Annotated in this window: 19 protein-coding genes; 13 read left to right on the top strand and 6 right to left on the bottom strand. The window is 67.5% G+C overall.

Features of this window, described 5'->3' with window-relative positions; translation table 11 throughout:
- The first annotated feature begins 67 nt into the window (after nucleotides 1-67).
- Complete coding sequence (locus LTT66_RS34150; RefSeq protein WP_233062611.1) at nucleotides 68-1,996, top strand: tetratricopeptide repeat protein; 1,929 nt, start codon at nucleotides 68-70, stop codon at nucleotides 1,994-1,996.
- Between the two features lie 47 nt (nucleotides 1,997-2,043).
- Here LTT66_RS34150 and LTT66_RS34145 read toward each other — a convergent pair whose 3' ends face one another.
- Nucleotides 2,044-5,961: a CHAT domain-containing tetratricopeptide repeat protein gene (locus tag LTT66_RS34145; protein WP_233062610.1), complete on the bottom strand. Its 3,918-nt coding sequence runs from the start codon at nucleotides 5,959-5,961 to the stop codon at nucleotides 2,044-2,046.
- 290 nt (nucleotides 5,962-6,251) lie between these two features.
- On the opposite strand from LTT66_RS34145, the gene LTT66_RS34140 reads away from it, so the two are divergent.
- Nucleotides 6,252-6,635, top strand: coding sequence for a DoxX family protein (locus LTT66_RS34140; protein ID WP_181721162.1), 384 nt, complete (start codon nucleotides 6,252-6,254; stop codon nucleotides 6,633-6,635).
- 55 nt (nucleotides 6,636-6,690) lie between these two features.
- Here LTT66_RS34140 and LTT66_RS34135 read toward each other — a convergent pair whose 3' ends face one another.
- On the bottom strand, nucleotides 6,691-7,026 hold the full coding sequence (locus tag LTT66_RS34135) for a cupin domain-containing protein (protein WP_233069495.1): 336 nt from the start codon (nucleotides 7,024-7,026) through the stop codon (nucleotides 6,691-6,693).
- Nucleotides 7,027-7,098: 72 nt separating this feature from the next.
- Here LTT66_RS34135 and LTT66_RS34130 point away from each other — a divergent pair, with 72 nt between their 5' ends.
- Both LTT66_RS34130 and LTT66_RS34125 read left to right on the top strand, forming a co-directional pair.
- The gene (locus tag LTT66_RS34130; protein ID WP_233062609.1) at nucleotides 7,099-8,034 is read left to right on the top strand and encodes a GlxA family transcriptional regulator; all 936 of its coding nucleotides are present in this window, start codon (nucleotides 7,099-7,101) and stop codon (nucleotides 8,032-8,034) included.
- 246 nt (nucleotides 8,035-8,280) lie between these two features.
- Nucleotides 8,281-9,558: a glycosyltransferase family 87 protein gene (locus LTT66_RS34125; RefSeq protein ID WP_233062608.1), complete on the top strand. Its 1,278-nt coding sequence runs from the start codon at nucleotides 8,281-8,283 to the stop codon at nucleotides 9,556-9,558.
- Nucleotides 9,559-9,712: 154 nt separating this feature from the next.
- Here LTT66_RS34125 and sigJ read toward each other — a convergent pair whose 3' ends face one another.
- Entirely contained in the window at nucleotides 9,713-10,648 is a 936-nt protein-coding gene (gene sigJ, locus LTT66_RS34120; protein WP_233062607.1) for an RNA polymerase sigma factor SigJ, read from the bottom strand.
- 147 nt (nucleotides 10,649-10,795) lie between these two features.
- On the opposite strand from sigJ, the gene wrbA reads away from it, so the two are divergent.
- From wrbA to LTT66_RS34105, 3 genes are all read left to right on the top strand, one after another.
- Nucleotides 10,796-11,410: an NAD(P)H:quinone oxidoreductase gene (wrbA, locus tag LTT66_RS34115; RefSeq protein WP_233062606.1), complete on the top strand. Its 615-nt coding sequence runs from the start codon at nucleotides 10,796-10,798 to the stop codon at nucleotides 11,408-11,410.
- A 206-nt stretch (nucleotides 11,411-11,616) separates the two neighbouring features.
- On the top strand, nucleotides 11,617-12,219 hold the full coding sequence (locus LTT66_RS34110; RefSeq protein ID WP_233062605.1) for a hypothetical protein: 603 nt from the start codon (nucleotides 11,617-11,619) through the stop codon (nucleotides 12,217-12,219).
- A 264-nt stretch (nucleotides 12,220-12,483) separates the two neighbouring features.
- Entirely contained in the window at nucleotides 12,484-13,092 is a 609-nt protein-coding gene (locus LTT66_RS34105; protein WP_233062604.1) for a hypothetical protein, read from the top strand.
- 560 nt (nucleotides 13,093-13,652) lie between these two features.
- Here LTT66_RS34105 and LTT66_RS34100 read toward each other — a convergent pair.
- Both LTT66_RS34100 and LTT66_RS34095 read right to left on the bottom strand, forming a co-directional pair.
- Nucleotides 13,653-14,369 carry an alpha/beta fold hydrolase gene (locus LTT66_RS34100; RefSeq protein WP_233062603.1) on the bottom strand — a complete coding sequence of 239 codons (717 nt, stop codon included), beginning with the start codon at nucleotides 14,367-14,369 and terminating at the stop codon, nucleotides 13,653-13,655.
- Nucleotides 14,370-14,449: 80 nt separating this feature from the next.
- Entirely contained in the window at nucleotides 14,450-14,704 is a 255-nt protein-coding gene (locus tag LTT66_RS34095) for a hypothetical protein (protein ID WP_233062602.1), read from the bottom strand.
- Between the two features lie 480 nt (nucleotides 14,705-15,184).
- On the opposite strand from LTT66_RS34095, the gene LTT66_RS34090 reads away from it, so the two are divergent.
- From LTT66_RS34090 to LTT66_RS34080, 3 genes are all read left to right on the top strand, one after another.
- Nucleotides 15,185-15,622 (top strand): Hsp20/alpha crystallin family protein, encoded by a 438-nt coding sequence (locus LTT66_RS34090; protein ID WP_269821987.1) that lies wholly within the window; start codon nucleotides 15,185-15,187, stop codon nucleotides 15,620-15,622.
- Nucleotides 15,623-15,658: 36 nt separating this feature from the next.
- Nucleotides 15,659-15,925, top strand: coding sequence for a hypothetical protein (locus tag LTT66_RS34085; protein WP_233062600.1), 267 nt, complete (start codon nucleotides 15,659-15,661; stop codon nucleotides 15,923-15,925).
- Nucleotides 15,926-16,069: 144 nt separating this feature from the next.
- The gene (locus LTT66_RS34080) at nucleotides 16,070-16,870 is read left to right on the top strand and encodes a PAS and ANTAR domain-containing protein (protein ID WP_233062599.1); all 801 of its coding nucleotides are present in this window, start codon (nucleotides 16,070-16,072) and stop codon (nucleotides 16,868-16,870) included.
- On the opposite strand, the gene LTT66_RS34075 is transcribed toward LTT66_RS34080, so the two are convergent.
- Nucleotides 16,871-17,563, bottom strand: coding sequence for a TetR/AcrR family transcriptional regulator (locus LTT66_RS34075; RefSeq protein ID WP_233062598.1), 693 nt, complete (start codon nucleotides 17,561-17,563; stop codon nucleotides 16,871-16,873).
- 90 nt (nucleotides 17,564-17,653) lie between these two features.
- Between LTT66_RS34075 and LTT66_RS34070 the strand changes: the two genes are divergently transcribed.
- The 3 genes from LTT66_RS34070 to LTT66_RS34060 are packed head-to-tail and all read left to right on the top strand — an operon-like array spanning nucleotide 17,654 to nucleotide 19,738.
- Nucleotides 17,654-18,532 carry a hypothetical protein gene (locus tag LTT66_RS34070; RefSeq protein ID WP_233062597.1) on the top strand — a complete coding sequence of 293 codons (879 nt, stop codon included), beginning with the start codon at nucleotides 17,654-17,656 and terminating at the stop codon, nucleotides 18,530-18,532.
- A 1-nt stretch (nucleotide 18,533) separates the two neighbouring features.
- On the top strand, nucleotides 18,534-18,887 hold the full coding sequence (locus LTT66_RS34065) for a DoxX family protein (RefSeq protein ID WP_233062596.1): 354 nt from the start codon (nucleotides 18,534-18,536) through the stop codon (nucleotides 18,885-18,887).
- Between the two features lie 59 nt (nucleotides 18,888-18,946).
- Nucleotides 18,947-19,738: an SAM-dependent methyltransferase gene (locus LTT66_RS34060; RefSeq protein ID WP_233062595.1), complete on the top strand. Its 792-nt coding sequence runs from the start codon at nucleotides 18,947-18,949 to the stop codon at nucleotides 19,736-19,738.
- Nucleotides 19,739-19,799: the final 61 nt, after the last annotated feature.

Here is a 19,799-nt window from a genome sequence, read left to right as displayed (position 1 = left end):
CGCGACCACCCACGGTAGCTGCCGAAGCGGATTATGCTCAGGGAGACGACATTCGGGGGGTGTACGCGTGCTTCCGAACGACATGCCGACCGGAATCCAGCCCGCGCTGTTGGAGGCCGTGGATCAGGCGGTCATCGGACCCGACGGCCGGGCCGCCGAGGAGGCCGTGGCCCGCTACCGCGTGCTGGCGATGCTGGACCCGGCCGCCTACGAATATCCGCTCGCCAAGGCGATGGGCCAACTCGGCAGCAGGTTGGCGCAGGCGGGTCGCCGGGCACAGGCCCTGAGCCATATCGAGGAGGCCGTCGACCGCTATCGACGATTGACGCAAGCGGATTCGGACCGTCGGTCGGAGTTCGTCGACTCGCTCTACAACCTCGGCCTGGTTCTGCTGGAACTGGAGAGTCCCGACCGGGCGCTACCCGTGGTAGCGGAAGCCGTGGCGCTGTATCGGGAACGCGCGCAGGCGGATCCGGCGGCCGACGATCACGATGTCCCGGGGGCGCTCCGTGTGCTCGGCAACGTGCAGACGACTCTGGGTCTGCATCGACAGGCGCTCGCCTCCTTCGAGGAATCGATCGCGCTGTATCGCGAACAGGACCGAGGGCACCCGGGCCGCCGAGCCGAGTTCATCTCGACGCTGATCGCCTACGGCGCCGGACCGCTACGCGAGATGGCCCGATTCGACGACGGTATCGCCGCGGTGGAGGAGGCCATCGGCCTCCTGCGTGAGCTGCTCGCGTCCGACGATGCGGTCTGGGCTCCGGCGCTGGCGAAGGCACTGCACAATCTCGGCGTGCTGATGTCCGAATCCGGACGAGCCGAACGGGCGGTGGCGCTCTACACCGAGGCCGCCGCCCTCCTGCGCTGGGCGGTCCGCTCGGGAGACGACGAGGAAAAGTCCACCCTGGCAGTCTCGTTGAAGCAGCTCGTCGCCGAGCTGTCGAAGTCGGAGAGTGACGAACAGGCTCTCGCACCGGCGATGGAAGCCGCGATGCTCCTGGCCGAGCTGGCCGAGAGCGATGTCGTCACCTACGGCCGTGGCCTGCTCGACGCGCTGATCCTCATCAGCGGTGTGCACGGGCGGTCGGGACACTACGATCTCGTGTACGACTGCGCCGAACGTGCCGCGAGCGTCGGGCTTCGGCTGATGCGGCAGGGTGTGCACGCGGCAGTCCCCGAGTTGGCCGCGGTGTTGGTATTGCGCACATCATCGCTGACGGTGCTGGGGCGACACGACGAAGCACTGAGGTCGAGTTCGGAGGCTGTCGATATCTGTCGCGAACTGGTCCTCGCCGATTCGAGCGCGAACGAGCTCCACTACATCTGGCAGTTGTGGATGTTCGCGAACGCCCGCCTCGAAGCCGGACGGGAATTGCGCGAGGCTATCGGAGCTGCCCAGGAGGCGATAGACCGCCGCCGGGAACTCACCGCGCAGCCTGGGCGGCAACTGCCCGACGAGCTGACCGGCCTCATGCTCAACTTCGTAGCGGGACTCCAGCACCACGGCTATGCCAGGACCGCGCCCGCCTGGATCGACGATACCGAGGGGCTCGGGCTGTGGGGTGCGATGGTGCGGGCGGCCCATGAGCGTGGGGATTCCGCCGAGGTCGAGTTCTGGCTTCGGGCAGCCGCCGAGACCGGCCGCGCTCGCGCGATATTCGGTCTCGGCACCTCGCTCGCCGAGCGAGGTGCCGAGACCGAAGCCGAGGAGTGGCTGACACGCGCCGCCGCGCTGGGCGAAATCGGTGCCATGGCCTATCTCGGTGCGCTCTACGACGGGCGCGACGACCCGGCCCGAGCCATACGGTGGTATCGCGCCGCCGCGGAGAAGGGTGAGACCATTGTGATGAACGAACTCGCAGTGCTGCTCCATAGGCGTGGCGAGGATGCCGAGGCCGAGATGTGGTGGAACTTCGCCGCGGCGGCAGGAGACGAGCGTGCGCGGCGCAATCTGCGCCGGTATCGAAAACACCGGCGCTCGAGACGGGACTGAGCGGTCCCGATCCCGCGCTCGCGCACGAAGGGAGATCTTCCGGGGTGCTATGCGCCCGCGTGGATATAGCCCGCCCAGAGCGTGGGCGTATTGATGCGGTGATCGCGCATCGTGCGCACGGCCCGATGCAGTGCCGCCGCCGCCCGGCCGCAATCGAGCCGTTTCGTGGCGCCGCCGGAAATCAGCTCGTCGTAGAACATTTCGGCGATGTCGACCGTGGTTGTGTCATCGATGGACCACAGTGTGCCGATCACATGGGGGTAACCGCCGAGTTGGAAGGCCGATGTCAGGTGGATCGCTTCATCGATCAAGCCCGCATCGGTGTTGACCGCGGTATCGCATGCGGACAGGAAGGCGAGTTCGGCGCGGTCGAGGCGAAGCGCGGTCAATGACTCGACGGTGAACGGGTTGCGCGCGTGGTCGTGGAGCAGCAGCCTGCTCCGGGCCGGATCGGAGGCCTCGGTCACACCGTGGCACGCGAAGTGCACGATCTCGAATTCGGGAAGCAGCGCAAGGACATTGGCCCTGGTCGGCAGTTCGTCGACCCACTTCGACGACGGCGCCTCGGCTGCCGGATCGGACGCCTTCTGAATGCTCACGGGCTCCGGCTCCATGATCGCGACGGATCCGGGGAGTCGCGCGACGAGCAGTGCGGCTTCGTCACGGACATGGTCGAGGCTGCCCGCGGGCAGGTAGGGCGTCGTGGGCATGGCGACCGTCAGCGCCCGCTGGGTTCGCCCGGCGGCGCCGCGTGATCGTGCGCGGGCATGCCGCAGGGCGGAAACCGTCGGCGTAAAGGAGGAGACGACGCGATCCAGTACCGTGCGGGCGGCGGGATCGCGTGATCCGTCGTGGTACCCGGCGGCGTGGATCGGCAACAGACTCATCAACCCGCCGGACGACCACCACACCCGCGGCCATTCGTGGTCCGCGGTGGGTTCACTCCGGTATCCCAGCGCATCGAGCACGGGCTCGGCGGCGTTGTCCCACAGCCACTCGAGCACCCGCTTCACTTGTTGCTGAGCATCTCGGCGCTCCACGCCGCTGGATCCTTCGTGCGCGCTGATCAGTGCGTTGTTGAAGACACCGATCTGCTCGACGACCGTCTTGAAACTCAGCCCCGGCAGCGGCAGGCTCACGACTCCCTCAGCGGTCAACAGCAGGGCATCGCTGCGCAGCGCGCTGATGTTGAAGGCGACGACGGGTCCGTGCACCGCCTCGGCGACCAGGTCGTCGATCGCGGGCGGCAGTCCGAACGAGGCGAATCCGTCCTGTTCGCGAATCCGATGCCGGACCTTCTCGAACTCGCGGAGCAATCCGGTCCTACTGCGCGGGGAGTGCTCGGCGTCGGCGAGATCGAGCAGATCCCTGATTCGGATGAAGTCCTCGGCCAGCGCCGGATGCCGATCGGCCAGGTCCGTGAGTTCACTTCGCGCGTGCAATATCTCGCTGAGCACGACCATCCGCCCGGCCTCGGACATCTGGAGGGCCAGCGTCGCGGTCTCGCCCGCGGGCGCGGTCGAATCCGCCAATGTCAGGGCCACCGCCCAGGAGACCATGCCGGACCAGTTGCGGAGGGCATGCTGCTGATCCCGCAGGTCGAGTCGACGCGAGGCCAGCTCCGGCAACAATCGCACGGCGGTGCGGAGCAACTCGGCCGCGCGCCCCGGCTGCGAGTGCTCGAGGAGTTCGGCCGCCACCCGAGCGGCCCTGATACGAAGGTGCGCTGCTGCGGTACTGTCGGCCACCGCCGACAGCATCGCGATCGCCCGCTCCGCATCCGGCTGCGCCCCGGTGCGCCCGAATCGGGCGCACAACAGAACACCCTGGTTGTATCGCAGGATGTTTCGCTGCGGAGCGGATACGCCGGCCGACGTCAACGCGTCCTCGGTGAGCTCGAGGGCCTCGTCCAGGTCGGCACGATTCCCTGATCGCTGGAATCTGGCCAACAGCATGGCCCCCAGATTGGACAGTGCGAAGGTATGCCCGCGACTGCCGGTCGGCATGGCGGACAGGGCCTGTCTGCCCACCTCGACCGCACTGTCGAGGTCGGACTGTTCGGAGGTGTGGCCCGACCAGGTCTGCATCGCGGATGCGAGATTCAGCAGGAGCGAACCCCGATCGGGACCGTCGCCGGTGCTGCGCGCCGCGGTGTGCCGCCCGACCTCGATGGCCTCGAGTAGATCGGCCACATCGCCGGTCCGCTCGAAGCGCAGTCGCAGTACCCCGACGAGATTGGCGACCGATCGGACGAAATCCGGCGCATCGATCGGGGTGGCGAGGACGACGTCGCGGGCCAGTCGAATGGATTCGTTCAGGTCCGACACCGCCCCGAAGTTCTCGAAACGGGCCTGAAGAATTCGGCTGAGCGCGCTTTTCGCCTCCAGCGCCGAACTGTCGGCCTCGGCCGCGGTCGTCGCCACGGCCCGCTCGCCCAGATCGGCGGCAGCGTCCAGATCCGCCGCATCACCGCGACCCTCGAACCTGGCGAAACAGGCCAGGGCATACGAGGTCAACGCGGTCGTGTGTGGTGTGTGGCCGGAGGTCAGGGTCGGCTCGGATTCACCTATCACCCGGCCGATTTCCTCGAAGTCGGTGTGTTCGCCGGTGCGTTCGAGCCGGAGCCGCAGGAGGTGGGCAAGGCCTGCCAGGCGTTCGGCTCGCTCGGGGTGGCCGGTCGGCGTCGCGGTCGAGGCGATGCGGGTGGCATCGATCGCGCGATCGAGATCGGCCTGCGCGTCGGTGTGTTCGAACAGCATGCGGAGGGCGAGGGCCCACAGCGCCTGGATCGCGTGCCCATCGGGGTCGTCCGGCAAGACAGTGCGGGCGGATCGCCCGCACACGTCGGCTGCCTCGTCGAGATCCGCTCGGCCACCGTGGTTGTCGGCGCGGTGACGGAGTGTCACCAGGAGATTGGCGAGTACTTCGCGGTGCGAGCTGTGCCCGACCGGCGCCGCCTCCACCGCCCGTCGAGAGATATCGACGGCTTCATCGATATCCTGTGCCGAATGCGTCACCTCGAATCTGGTTCGCAACGAGGTCGCCAGATTGGCCAGAACCACTCCGGACACCGCGTAGTCGTCGACCTCGGCCACCGCGGTGACGGCCAGACGCCCACACTCGACCGCCTCGTCGAGATCGGCCTGCGCTCCCGTGGCGCGGAAGCGGTCCAAGAGCGTGGTCGCCAAACCGGTGTAGGTCGCCTCGTGACGCGGCTGATCGACGGGGGAGACCTCGATGGCGCTGCGGATCAGAGCGACCGCCTCATCGAGGTCGGACAGCGAGTGCGAGCGCGAATATCTGGCTCGGAGGGCGGCGGCCACGTTGTACTGTCGTCCGGTGCGGCTGGGATCATCGGATGCGGTCGCCGCCAACGCCTTTCGACCGAGGTCGATCGCCTCCTCCAGATCCACCGATTCCGGTTGCCGCTGCGCGGCGATCCGCAAAGCGACGCCGAGGCTGTTCACCGCACCCACTCGGAGCGGATGGTCGGCGGGGAGCAGGTCGTCGGTCGACGCCAGGTCGTGCAAGCGCCGCCACAGGTCGACCGTATGGAACACGACGTCATCATCGCGGGAGTTCTGGCTCTCGTGCAGGAGCACGGAACCGACCTGTCCGGCCCGCAGGACCAGGCTGGGCAGCAGCTCACCGGGCATCGACTCCGCGCCGGCGCCCGCGACGAAACACGCGGTGAAAAGCTCGACCGCGTCCTGCCAACTCATCGGATTCGGCCCGTCCGGCCGGGCCAGATACCGATACCACTGCAACCATCCCAGCAGGAACTGAGACGCGACGGCCTCCTCGGCGTCGCAGTCGGGTAGCCCGAGCTGCTCGATCTCGTAGTCCGACTCGCTCGACAGCGCGAGCGAGAAATCGCCGGTGCTGTCAATCCGTTCCAGGCGCCGATCGACCGCATCCCGCGCCGCCGCCCGGCGTCGCGCCCGCACATCCGATTCCCGCCCCATGACTCACACCTCGCCGCCTGCGCCAGTCATCACTACCTACCGCCGAGAATACAATCCGGGCCGCGGTGAGCCGGCCGAATCCGTTGGTACACAGAGAATCCCCGAACACCCCTGTCGAGCGGCCGGAACGGGTCACAGCGGCGGCCGAGAGTACGCGGCCACCGCCCTCGTGACGCGCATCACCTAGCCGATCCGTCACAGGAATCGGTCCGTCGGCATCTCATGCAGGACCCGATCGCGGCTCTGGCTTCGAGACCGGAGTCGCCGACCACCCTGCAAGGAGAGACCTCATGAATCTCAGTCTGTGGATCGCTGCCGGACTGTTGGCCGCAGTCGCCCTGGCCGGCGGCATCACCAAGACATTCGTCCCGAAGAAGAAACTGGCCGAGGCCGCCGGTGGGGGATGGACCGCACACGCAAGCGTCGGCTTCGTCAAGACCCTCGGGGTCGTGGAACTCCTGGCTGCGGTCGGCCTGATCCTGCCTGCCGTGCTCGACATCGCCCCGGTGATGGTCCCGGTGACTGCCGTCTGCTGGATCTTGCTGATGGTCGGCGCGATGGTCACCCATCTCCGCGATGGCGAAGCCAAATTCGTCGTGCTGAACCTGGTCTATCTCGCTCTGGCCGCCTACGTGGCCTGGGGCCGATTCGGACCCGAGTCCTTCACCAGCTGACACAGAAGACGTGTCGGCCGAGGGAGACGTCGGGCTTCGCCCACCCGTCGTACTACTAACCCACAGGATAGAAGACGAACAGCGTGCAGCCGGTGGTGGTCGCGGGCACGTGCCACGATCCGGCCGGGGCGTGCAGGAACGTCCCGGCCGGGTAGTCACGGGCGCCGTCGTTGAACGTGCCCGCGATCACGTAGACCTCCTCCGGGCCTGGCTCGTGGACGTCGCGGTGCGGCCACGAGGTACCCGGGTCCATCTCCAGCACGTTGGCGTGCGCCCCGGACGGACCTTTCCAGAGTGGACGTACCCGGATCCCGGGGAAGAGTTCGCGGACCGGGGATTCCTGGACGGAGACGGAGGTGTAGCCCTCTTGGGCGAGGATCTCGGGGTACATGTCTCCCACGGTGCCGTGCGTGGCCACGCGGAGAAAAGTGTCCGGTAAGACGTCATGGGGTACTTTTCTGCCATGCATCGCGTGGTGGCTCTCGTGCGGCCCGTGCAGTCGACGTTCGAGCTCGCCTGTGCCGTCGAAGTATTCGGCACGCAACGGCCGGGGCTGCCGCAGTACTACGAGTTCGAGGTGTGCACGCAGAGGCCCGGCCCGGTACCGACGACCGCTGGGTATGCGATCTCGGTCGCGAAGGGGCTCTCGGCACTCGATGCCGCGGATACCGTGCTCATCCCGGGCTGGGCGCCGGTGGAGGCACCGCTCTCGGCCCCCGTGCGCCGTGCGCTGCTGCGGGCACACGCCCGTGGGGCGCGGCTGGTCACGATCTGCTCCGGAGTGTTCGCGCTGGCCCGCACGGGGCTGCTGGACGGCCGCTCGGCGACAACGCACTGGGCTCGCGCCGCACAGCTGGAGCGAGAGTTCCCCCAGGTGCGGGTGGAGCCGGACGTGCTCTACGTGGACCACGGCGACGTCGCGACGAGCGCCGGCGCGGGCGCGGGGATCGACCTGTGCCTGCACCTCGTCCGGCGGGACCACGGTGCCGCACATGCCGCGCTCATCGCGCGGCACATGGTTCTGCCACCACACCGTGAGGGCGGGCAGGCGCAGTACGCGCCGCCACCACCGCAGGCGGACGCGCTGGACGGACTGCTCGAGTGGGCGGGCGCGCGCCTCGGGACACCGCTGTCGGTGGACGCTCTCGCCGCGCACCTCAGCGTCTCACCCCGAACGCTGGCCCGGCGCTTCGCCGATCAGCTCGGCACCAGCCCGGGCGCGTGGCTGCTGTCGCGCCGGGTGGCCGAAGCCCGCACCCTGCTGGAGCAGACGGACCTGCCGGTGGAGGCTATCGCGGTCCGCGTCGGCCTCACCTCCGCGGTCAATCTGCGCCGCCGCTTCCGTGACCAGGTGGGCACGACGCCGGGCGCCTACCGGCGAGCGTTCCGGGTGTCGTGACGCACGGAGGCGGCCACCCGGCCGCACCACCGAGCGCGAGGAGCGGTGGGCAACGAGTGCGGCGATCCCGATCGTGCCGCGGTAACCACGACCGGCCGCGAGTCGGCGCCGACTGGCAGGCGGGGAAACATCCCGTCATTCCGCTGATCGCGTTGTCCGAGTTGTCATCCCGGGGTTACCGGCGCCTGGTCGACGGTGCCTGCATCATGTGCGGGTCGGGTGTCGCGGTGGATAGGCTGCGGGCTTGTGCGCTTGCTGTCGTCGGTATCGAGGTTGTGGTTGGTGTGGGTGGTCACCCGGATGCTGATGGTGGTGTTCACGGGGCTGACGGTCCTGCCGCACAGCATCTGGGATGCCTCGGCCGCGGACTTGACCCTGTACCGCGAATGGGCCGAGTTCATCGTGTACCAGAACGCTTTCCCGCTGGACGACGAGCGGTGGCAGTACCCGCCCGGAGCGGGTGCATTGCTGGTGGTGCCTTGGCTGCTCGGCGGCGGGCTCGGCTACAACTGGATATTCTTCGCCCTGGTCGCCGTGGCGGACGCGGGCGTACTGGGCTTGTTGATCCGGGCCGCCCGCCGCACCGGCTGGGAGGCAGCGCAGGACGGGCCGTGGCTGTGGACGGTCGGGGTGGCATTGCTGGGCCGGGTCTGTTACGGCCGATTCGATCTGATCGTGGCCGCGACCGCGGTCGTGGCGCTGCTGTGGTCGATGCGCCGTCCGGCGGTGGCCGGTGCGGCCGCTGCCGCGGGCGCGTTGCTGAAACTGTGGCCGGTGGTGGTCGTGCTGGGATTGCGCCGGCGAGCGCTGTGGCGGATGAGTGCCGCGATGGCGTGTGTCGGTGTGACGGTGACCGTGGGAATGACAGCGTTGGGTCCGGGTGCGTGGTCTTTCCTGCGGTTCCAGTCTCAGCGTGGGTTGCAGATCGAATCTCCCGCTGCCACACCGCTGTTGGTCGCTCGGCTGGTGAACGACGGCTGGACCATCGCGCATCGTTACGGGGCCGAGGAGTTGTCCGGGCCTGCGGTGTCAGCCGTGGCTCGGGCGTGCGTGGCGGCCACGCTCCTCGGCGGCGCGGTGTTGCTGGTCATCTGGTGGCGCATCCGGCCACCGGCAGCGGATCTGGTATTGGCCGCGGTGCTGCTCGCTTTGGTGACCAGCAGGGTACTCAGCCCGCAATATCTGGTGTGGGCGGTGGCGGTGGCTTCGGTCTGCGCGCTCGACTCGCGCACCACGCAGCGGCCGGTGCTGGGACTGGTACTGGCGACAGCGCTGGTGAGCCAGGTGGAATTTCCGTTCCTCTACGACCGGGTGGCCACCGGAAGCTGGCCGGGAGTGATCGTTCTGACAGTGCGCAACGGAATGCTGCTCTGGGCGACGGTGTGGTCGGTTGTGCTGCTGTACCGCAACGGGTCTCGAACCTCTCGCGAATACGCGGAACTGCCGAAGGCCGACGGCGATCGTGAGCGCCACGCTGTCACTCCGGACGCACTACGACTGCGGGCGACAGCGGCCCGTCGCTGAACCTGCCGGTCGAGGCCGGTCCGGTTTCCTGGTTGCCGGGTGAGGTGACCGAGGCAGTGTGGGTGGCCGCTCAGTGCCGCACGGCGCGCCGGAGTATCCACCACGACGACATCGGTCCCGGAAGCCTGCGAGTTCTGCGTGCCGTCGAGCAGCCCTAACCCGTTGTCCAGGTCCGGAGCTTGTCCGGGTTGCGAACTGCCCAGATGCGGGTGATCCGGTCGCCGGAGAAATCGAACGCGATCACCGTCACCGTGACGCCGTCTTGCTGAGCTACCAGTCCGGGCTGGCCGTTGACCGTACGCTCCGAAAACGTCATGTCGGATACCTTTTCGACGACGTCGAGGAGGGTACGCGCGATCTGCTCATTACCTTCGACCGGGCGGAGCTGGGCGCTGACGAGGCCGCCGCCGTCGCCGATCGCCGTGGCATCGGGGTCGAGGAGACCGATCAAGGCATCGATGTCCTTGGCTTCCCATGCTCGCTTGAAATCCCTGACGATTCGGGCCCGCTGAACCTCCGGAACCGCGGGGCCCTGAGACGCGCGAACGCGCCGACGGGCTGAGGAAGCCAGCTGCCGACAGGCCGCCGGGGTACGGCCGACGATTTCGGCCACTTCGGCGAAGGCGAAGCCGAATACATCGTGGAGGATGAACGCGACCCGCTCGGCCGGGGTCATCGATTCGAGCACGACCAGGAATGCCATGTTGATCGACTCGTCGAGGGTGACTCGGTCGGCGGGGTCGTCCGTGGCGCCACGAGACCATCCATTGATCCACTCCGTGCGCTCCGGCAGCGGCTCGGGAATCCATTCGCCCACATATCGCTCTCTGCGGGCGCGTGCCGAGCCGAGCTGGTCCAGGCAGATGCGGCCGGTGACCCTCGTCAGCCAGGCGCCGGGAGATTCGATCGCCTCCTGCCGGCGGCGGGACATGGCGTACCAGCGGGCGTAGGTCTCCTGCACGACATCCTCGGCCTCGGCCAGCGAACCGAGCAGACGGTACGCGAGATTGATCAGCCCGCGCCGCTCGCTCATGATCGCAGCCAGGCTCGGATCGGACTCGTCCTCCGCCGGGGCGGATGGGGTGGTCATGGGTAGCAGGCTCCTCTGGTCGCGTCTGCCGTCATAGGTCCGACGAAACAGCGCACCGAAGTGTGAGATCGGCGCGTCGCCTCACATTCCCGAGGGTTGCGTCGTCGGACTGATCGGAGGAACACCAGCGAAGGAAGGAAACCGGCCATGGAACCCGTGAACGCCGCGATCATCTACTACAGCGCCACCGGCAACGTGCATGCCCTGGCGCAAGCCGCAGTCGAAGGTGCGGAGAAGGCCGGCGCACAAGTGCGGCTGCGCAGAGTTCCCGAATCGGCCCCACCGGCCGCGGTCGACGCCAACCCGGCCTGGAGCCGGCATCTCCGAGACACCGCCGACATCGATGAAGCGGGCCTCGACGATCTGGCTTGGGCCGATGTGGTGCTGTTCGGCACGCCCACCCGCTTCGGCAACCCGGCCAGCCAGCTGAGGGCATTCATCGAAACCACCGGTCCGCTGTGGGCGCAGGGCGGACTCGCCGGGAAGGTGTACTCGGCATTCACCGTCAGCAACACCGCCCACGGCGGACAGGAATCCACTCTCCTGGCGCTCGCGAACACCTTCTACCACTGGGGCGGCATCATCGTGCCCCCCGGCTACACCGACCCTGTCCAATTCGAGTCGGGGAACCCATACGGCGCCTCCCACGTGGCGCGCGATGGCCTGCCCGGCACCGTGGCGTTGCAGGCGGCCGGTTATCAGGCGCGCCGCGCCGTCGACATCGCCGCCGCCCTCGCGACCGGCCGCACCGCCCAGGGCTGATGTCCGACGACATCGGTTTCACGACGCGACTCGTGCGCTCTGCGATGGCGGCTTCACAACGGCGGCTAGCCGAACGGGTCTGACCAAAGGCACCTGGCGCGTTAGCTTTGCGTACGAACGACTTTGGGCTCGGAATGTGTGAAACGCCGCGTGTGGTTCGTTCGATGACACGATTATGTTGCCGGGCGGCCGCGGAGGAAGTTGACATGATCGACGGAATGGTCGTGGCCACATATGTGGCTGCGGCGTTGGGGGCGACGGGCGGACGGACCGCGGACCGATCGCTGGATCAGGGATTGACCGCTCTCACCGGCGCGGTCACGCGCGGGCTCGGACGGCGCGCACTCGACGACCTCGATCAGAACCCGCACAGCATGGCAGCACGCCGCCAACTCGCCGATCAGATCGAACGCGCGGCAGCCGCCGACGCGGAATTCGCCGGCGAACTCGCGGCCCTGCAAGCCACGCTCGGTAGGCTGGACGGCGGAACCGTGATCAACACCGCGACCCACGGCAGCCGGATCGTCACCGGTAGCAGAGGCATCACGGCCGGAGGCAGCATTCACAACACCACATACGACATAGCGTCGGATGAGGATCTGTCCAGGGCGCCGAGCTGGGCCAAGGCACTGTTGTGGATCGGCTTGATGTTCGTCGGTATCGGCTTCGTCGGCGGTCTGATCGGAATGTCCCAAGGCGCGTCGGTGTCGGGACAGTTCAACCTGCTGCCGTTCTTCCTCATCGGCGGTATCCTCATGACTTTCGCCGAGCTCGGCGCAAGAACGTCGACGCCTCGACGCCGCCGGTAGGTCGGAATTCCGCAGGGCAACTTCGAGCTCGTCACACGCGCGGCAGTTCACTGGAAGACAGCTGGGTCGAGGCATTTTCGCTCGGCGGTTGAAACAAGCTGCGGGTATACGCTTTTCGATATCCATGGTGCGCGATCGTGTCCATTCCTGGTAGGTCGTACCCAATCCTCTGAGATCGATCGTCAGTCGGAATGTGTGAAACAACGCCGGTGGCTCATTCGATGAGATGATTATGCTGCCGGGGCGGCTGTGGAGGAGACTGACATGATCGACGGAATGGTCGTTGCCGCATATGTGGCTGCGGCGCTGGGGGCAGCCGGTGGACGATTGGTCGACCGATCACTGGATCAAGGACTGACGGCTCTTACCGGCGCGGTCACGCGCAGACTGGGACGGCGCGCACTCGACGACCTCGACCGAAACCCGGCCAGTATGGCAGCACGCCGCCAACTCGCCGATGAGATCGAACGCGTGGCAGCCGCCGACGCGGAATTCGCCCGCGAACTGGCCGAACTCCGGGCCGGACTCGACCGGATGAACGGCTCGACCATCATCAACACCGCCACCCACGGCAGCCGAATCGTCACCGGCGGAGATGGGATGACCGCTGGTGACGACGTCTATCACACGACTTACGATTCCCCGGCTCCAGGGGATCTGTCGCGGGCGCCTTTGTGGAGCAGGGTCCTGATCTGGATCGGCACGACGATCGGAGTAACCGGCTGGGCGATCGCCGGGATCGCGATTGCCCAGCACACACCGGGACACATGAACGACGCCACAAACGGTTTCGTGGTCTTCATGATCGGAGTCGGTATCGCGCTGGTGGGCCAATATGGTGCGAGCACCTCGACACCCCGACGGCGGCGATGACGCTGAGCCACCACCGACGGCGTGGACACCACTCACCGAGTCCACGCCACTGCCGGTCTGCTGCTCGAGGTCAGGCGTTCCACCACTCATCTGTGCCACAGCCGACCTCGTAACGCCACCATCCTTCGTCCTGTTCTTGCGCGAGAAGAGCTTTGATCCCGGCGAAGCTCGTACCTACCGGCACTGTCCGCTCCACCGGTCCAAAAACGGGTCGATATGGCTGCGTGTGCGGTCCGCGGCACGAGACCAGGGCCGCGCCTGGGCCGCCCTCCCGAGGCCGCCGACGCTCGGCCTGACCACCGACACGACGGCGGAGCCTTTCTGCTGTCGGGCTGGTTGCTGAATCCTCGGGCTTGCGCGGGGCGGCTGAGTGGTTGGCCCGACTTATCTCGGTCGATCAACCAACGACCGGAGACCTCGCCATATCTCAAATCCTCTGTGATGCAAGGTCATTCGATGGAGCTGGTGACAGTGAGGTTACGCGGTGGGCGGAAGAACGGCTCGTTCGGACATCCGAGGCGCGGTATGAGCGGATGTCGCGCTGGTATGCGGCTATCGAACTACGACTTCGGTGGCGCCGTTGCCGTGCATGCTCTTGTGACGACGTCGACCCACACCTGCGGATCGGTCGACCACAGGTTGTGCGCGACTCCGGGTAGCTCCTCGAACCTGCCGTGGGGGACCAAGGCGGCGAGTTGCCGCAGTGGCCAGGACGGGCGGATGTCGTGCTGCGGGGCGATGAACGTCATGGCGACGTCGGAGTCGGCCAGTCGGCGGAGCAGGTCGGGTTCGTGAATCCACCGCACGAACGATGCGCTCAGTGCGGCGTGAACGTCTGCTGCCCAGTCGATCTCGATGTCGGTTTCCAGGTGCCGCGAGGACTCGTATGCCTGGGACCAGGTGCGGTCCTTGTGTAGTCCGTGTCCTGCGATGCCGACCACGGATCCGACTCGGTCGGGATGATCCAACGCGTAACGCACCGCCAGGTCCGAGCCCCAGGAATGGCCGAGCGCCACCCAGCTGTCGATCCCTCCGGCCCGCCGCACCGCTTCGATATCCGCGACTGCCCGGCCGAGGTCGTGCGGGCCACCGCCGGAGCGTCCGACACCTCTCGGCTCCGGGTACCAGGCCCGCATCCCGCGAGGCGCCAGCCGGTCGTCCTCGAGGTAGTGGACGCAGCCCGGTCCACCCGACAGAACCACGACATCCGGACCCTCTCCCGTGACACCGACGTGCAGCAAGGTCCCGTCATCGACGGGCACCGTTGTCGATCGCATTTCACCCCCCTGGTCGCAGCGAAGCCGAGGTCCGTTCTGTGGAGTCGAACATTGTCTTCCCGGACGGCGCAGGGCGCCGATCACAGCTGCACTGCAGCGGATACCATCCAAATCCCCAGTGCCAGTGCGCAGAATACCGAGCCGGTGATCGCCACAGCCTTGCCTTTGCGCGGACCGGCGCAGCCGATAATGCCGAAGACGAGTCCGGGCAGCGCGAACACGTATGCCACGTACTGACGAATCTCCCACAGGTCGATCGGCAGAAAGGGCACGACCAACCCGGCAACACCGAGAATCAAGGCGATCACGGCGAACCCGATTCCCTCGGGGGGCACGACGGAAGCATTCGGCAGATGCTGGGGCCACGCTGCGGGCGGACCGTCGTGGAACTGATGCGGCTGATTCGAGGGCCGCCCGAATTGGTCCAGGTACGGCGGTTGCTGACTCGGCAGGGGTGGTGGGCTCGGTGGACGCGGCCCGAAGCCGGGGCCGGGCACGTGCGGATCGTTCGGCACCGACCGAGCATATCGGTGCCACGATCTCCCGGGCAGCGTTCGAAAGCGGCGTCCCGGACTGTTTCATAGGGCCCGGACGCCTCATTCGTACTCCGCGCCCGCTCTGGCGCAGGTGCGGTGGCTCTCGCGATCACGCGGTGGCACCCGCCCGCTGCAGCGCGCTTCGCCGTGGCTGCGGTGATTGTGTGCTTCCGGCACTATCTGACTCGAGTACTTGCACTCTTCTATGTAAAGTGCTAGATAATATCTATGTCAGATGGCGCAGATTAGCTGAAGTCAGACGCGCGAGAGACAGAGTGAGTGGAGGTGTCGACCATGCTGATGCGTACCGATCCGTTCGGTGATCTGGATCGTTTGACGCAGCAGGTGTTCGGTGCACCCGCCCGCCCGGCGGTGATGCCGATGGACGCCTGGCGAGACGGGGACGAGTTCTTCGTGGAATTGGACCTGCCCGGAATCGACCTGGACTCGCTGGAGCTGGATGTCGAACGCAATGTGGTCACCGTGCGAGCTTCGCGTCCGGAGCTGGACCCTGGGCGGTCGATGATCGCCGCGGAACGCGCCCGCGGTGTGTTCAGCCGCCGGCTGTTCCTGGGTGAGAACCTCGACACCGACCAGATCCGCGCCGACTACCGCGACGGGGTGCTGCGCTTGATCGTCCCGGTCGCGGAGAAGGCCAAACCCCGCAAGATCGAGATCGCCCGCCACGGCCATGAGCGCCAGGCGATCAACGCCTGAGCTGTCCAGGTCGCGCTGCCAGCAGGAGGTCCGGTGATGACCGCCGCAACCGGTATCGGCTCGCCCGAGTTGTCGTGGCTGGATGCCCGGCTGCTCGCGCTGGACCCCGACCTCGAGGAGTTGTTCGCCGAGGTCGACGACATCCTGTGCGAGGCAAGGGCGCGGTGGCGGCGACGCCCCGGCGAGGCGCGCAACCGCGGTAGACCGCGTCCGCGGCAGCCTCCCCGGTTACGGGGACGGCGCCCGCGACCGGTGCCTGCTACCCAGCGCAGCCCACCCGCCCGCATGCTGCGCTGCTGGTAGCCCGCCGCGCTGGCCCCGCCTCGCGCGGGGCTCAGCGGCCCGTCGATCCCTTCCTCCGACGGGTGGGCTCGGTCGGCATGATCCTCCGAGCCCACCCACTCCTTTCCCGACTCCACACACGATCGCGTTCGAGGAGGAATCGCCATGACCACGCTCCCGGCCGGCAGCGACTCCGACGGCGCCGGCCGGAACACCCACGCCCCTCGGTCAACGGGCACCCGAGACCTGGTCGTCGGTGCGTCTCGGGTAGTGGACGCCCGGGTGACGATGAAGGCGGTCGACCTCGGCAACGGCAGTCCTGCGCAGAGTGATGGCAACGGCAGGCAAGGGCTGGAGACCATCGGGAGCTTCCGATTCTGGTTTGCCGACCAGCGGTGGGAGTGGTCCGAACAGGTCGCGAGGTTGCACGGGTACGTACCGGGAACGGTGGAACCGACCACGGAGCTGCTGCTCGCGCACAAGCACCCGGATGACCGTGCCACGGTAGCGGAAACGCTGGCCACGGCGGTGCGGACCGGAGAGCCGTTCTGCAGTCGTCACCGCGTCATCGATCTGGCCGGCCGGGTGCATCACGTGCTGGTCGTAGGGGATCGGTTGCACGACTCGACCGGTGCGACGGTGGGGACCACCGGCTATTACGTCGATCTCACCGGACGGCTGGACGAGAACCGGCAAAAGGTGCTGCAGGAGACCCTGCCGGAAGTCGTGGCCGCGCGGGAGGTCATCGAGCAGGCCAAAGGCATCCTGATGTTCGTCTACGGCGTCAACGCCGAGCAGGCGTTCGGAGTATTGCAGTGGCGCTCCCAGGAAACCAACACCAAACTTCGCGACCTGGCGGCCAAACTCGTCGCCGCGGTCGTTGCCTTGGGCGGCGGGCCGGTTCGGCAGCGCACCCAGTTCGACCATCTGCTGCTGACCGTCCACGAACGGCCGGATCGAACCTAGTCACCGGCCTGATTCGCGCTGTGCGGATGCTCCACCGCAGGTGCGCGGGTCAGGGTGACCGGATTCCCCGGGCTCCGCGGGGCGGCACAGCGTCCGCTCGGCGGTCACGATGAGTCGCTCGATCGCCTCCTCGACGGGCAGGCCGCGACCGGTGATGAGCAGATCGAGGCTTTCGAAGCTGGTCACCATCCATAACACGTCGGTCGCCCATTCTTCCGAGACGTCCTCGCGCAGTACGTTCGCCGCGGCGAGCCGATGGGCCAGGTGGGCGACCCCGCCCCGGCGATCCTCCTCCATAGCCCGCACCGCTTCGGCGGCCGAGGACGGATCGAGGCGGTCCATGGCGTGCAGCACGCGATAGATCTCGGGGTCGCGGGCCTTCATGCGACTCGCGGCGGCTATCGCGCCCCGCAGGTGTGCACGCGCGTCGTCCGAGTCGACGGCCGCGGTGAGTTCCGGCAAGCCGGTGCGGCTGGACAGATCCGCGACGAACGCGTCGAAAAGCCCGGCGCGGGAACCGAAGTCCACATAGATCGTCGACCGTGACACACCGGCGGCCTTGGCGACTTTGTCCAGGCTCAACGGCTCGGTCGGCGCCGCACGGAGCTGGCCTGCGACGGCGTCCAGAATGCGGCGCCGGGTCTGGACCGCGGCTTCCGCCCGTGCGGCCTGGTCGTATTTGCGCTTGGTCATGAGGCTCATCGTCGCATATTTCAATTGACAAGCTGTCCGATGAAAGCGCATTATTTCGTCAGACAGTATGTCTGATGAAATGGAGTGTCGATGAGTGGTCCCTCTCCCTGGCGAGTCGGCTACGGCGTGCTCGCGCTGTGGCCGGTCGGACTGGCGCTTGCGCTGGTGAATACCGCGGTCGCCGTCGTGACCGCCCCGGTGTTCGCGGTGCCGGCCGGGATCTATGTCGCGCTCGCCGCGGTGGCGATCAGGCGTGTCGCCACTCCAGGGTGGTCACCAGCGGTGACGTTGGTGGCGGCCGCGGTCGTGCTGTTCGCGATCGCAGGTTTCACCGGAGAGCCCACAGCGAGCCGGCCGTCGTCGATGGTGATCAACACTGCGGTGTTATTGGTTGTGTCGATCGCTGTCCTGGTCGGCGCGGTCGGATTGCTCTTGCAGTTCCGGCGGTCGCCCCGCGTGGGAGTGGCGGTGCCCGCGGTGGCTGTGTTCGCGCTCGGGACCGGCGGGTTCGTGCTGAACCTGCTGGCGCGCTTGGCGATCGTGCTCACCGGCGCCGAGGACCAACAGCTGGCGGTGGAGGCGACGCACTGGTCGGCCGCGCAGTATCTGCGCGGCACGACCGGGCCGGTCGACTTCGTCGGCTACACCCTGGTCTGGCTGGACCTGGTCCAGATCGCCTACGTCGTCTCCGCCTATACCGCCGCGGCGGCACTGGCCTGGCTGGCGCTTGGGGAAACCGCGGTGCCACGCCGGATCGGAACAGTGCTCACCACGACGGCCTGCCTCCTGGCCGCCACGCTGTCGGTCAGCGTCGCCGCGGCGGTTGCTCTGCCACACGCGGCCGACGCGGTACCGGCCACGATCGCCTTCGTCACCAGCATCCCGTTCATGGCGACGCTGATTCCCTACGCCCTCGGCGCCGCGATCCTCGCGACCGCCGTACCTCGTTCCCGGACTACTCAGGAGTGAAATGAATATCGCGGCAGTATTCGTGACGGGCTGCCTGGCCCTTTCGGTGGCCGGCTCGGGCGTGGCGACCCTTGTCCGCCACCCGAAGATCGTCGACACGGTCGCCGCCGTCGGCTTCCCCGTGCACCATGTGTGGATGCTGGGTGTCGTCAAACTCGCCGCCGCCGCTGGGCTCGCCTGCGGGTTGGTGTGGTGGTGGCCGGTGTCGGTCGCGGCAGCGCTCGGTCTCGTCGTCTACTTCGTCGCGGCGATCGGCATGCATCTGCGTGCGCGCCGGCGTGATGTCGCCGCACCCGCCGTCTTCCTCGCGCTGTCGGCCGCGTCCCTGATGCTCATGGCCGGAGTCGGGCCGTGACCGCCGTCGGCTCGCGTCCAGGCCGAGGCGAACTCGGTCCCATCCGATAAGGAACCCTGTTGATCAACGACAATTTCCCGCGAACCAACGCCTACCACCCCGACTGGATTCGCGCCGGCGTCAGCGGCGGCGCGAACTCGTTGTGGCTCACCGAATGGCTCACCGAGGCCATCGATTTGAAATCCGGCATGCGCGTGCTCGATCTCGGCTGCGGACGTGGTGCTTCGTCGGTGTTTCTGCACCGCGAATTCGGAGTCGAAGTCTGGGCCACCGATCTATGGTTCAGCCCTGACGAACGAGCGGCACGCTTCCGCGACGCCGGAGTCGCGGACTCGGTGTACGCCATCCGCGCGGACGCCCGCGCCTTGCCGTTCGCCGCCGGATTCTTCGACGCGATCGTTTGCATCGACTCCTTCGTCTATTACGGCACCGACGACCTGTACGCCAACTACCTGGCATCGTTCGTCCGCCCCGGCGCCACCATCGCCATCGCCGGAGCCGGGCTGACCCGGGAAATCGACGGCCCGATACCCGAGCACCTGCGGTCCTGGTGGGAACCGAGCATGGCCTGCCTGCACTCCGCGCCGTGGTGGCGGCGCCATTGGCAGCGCAGCGGTGTCCTCGACGTCACGCGCGCCGGCACCATGCCTGACGGATGGCGGCGCTGGCTCGACTGGCAGCACGAGGTCGCACCGGACAACACCACCGAGATTCAGGCCCTCGGACAGGACCGAGGCGACTACCTCGGCTACGTGCGCGTGGTCGCCCAGCGCGCTGACCGCCCCCTCGACCCGCACATCACCACGGTCGACACCACCTACCAGCCCCAGCCGCTGCTGCGTGAGCACTGACGACGAGGCCGCCGACACGGGAGCCGCCCTCAACGGACAGCAGCGCAGAACTCATATTCAG

It is taken from the genome of Nocardia gipuzkoensis (assembly GCF_021183645.1).
In the GTDB taxonomy this organism is placed as follows: Bacteria; Actinomycetota; Actinomycetes; order Mycobacteriales; family Mycobacteriaceae; genus Nocardia; species Nocardia abscessus.
The sequence above is the reverse complement of the archived record's forward strand: the minus strand, read 5'-3'. Positions and strand labels throughout refer to the sequence as shown.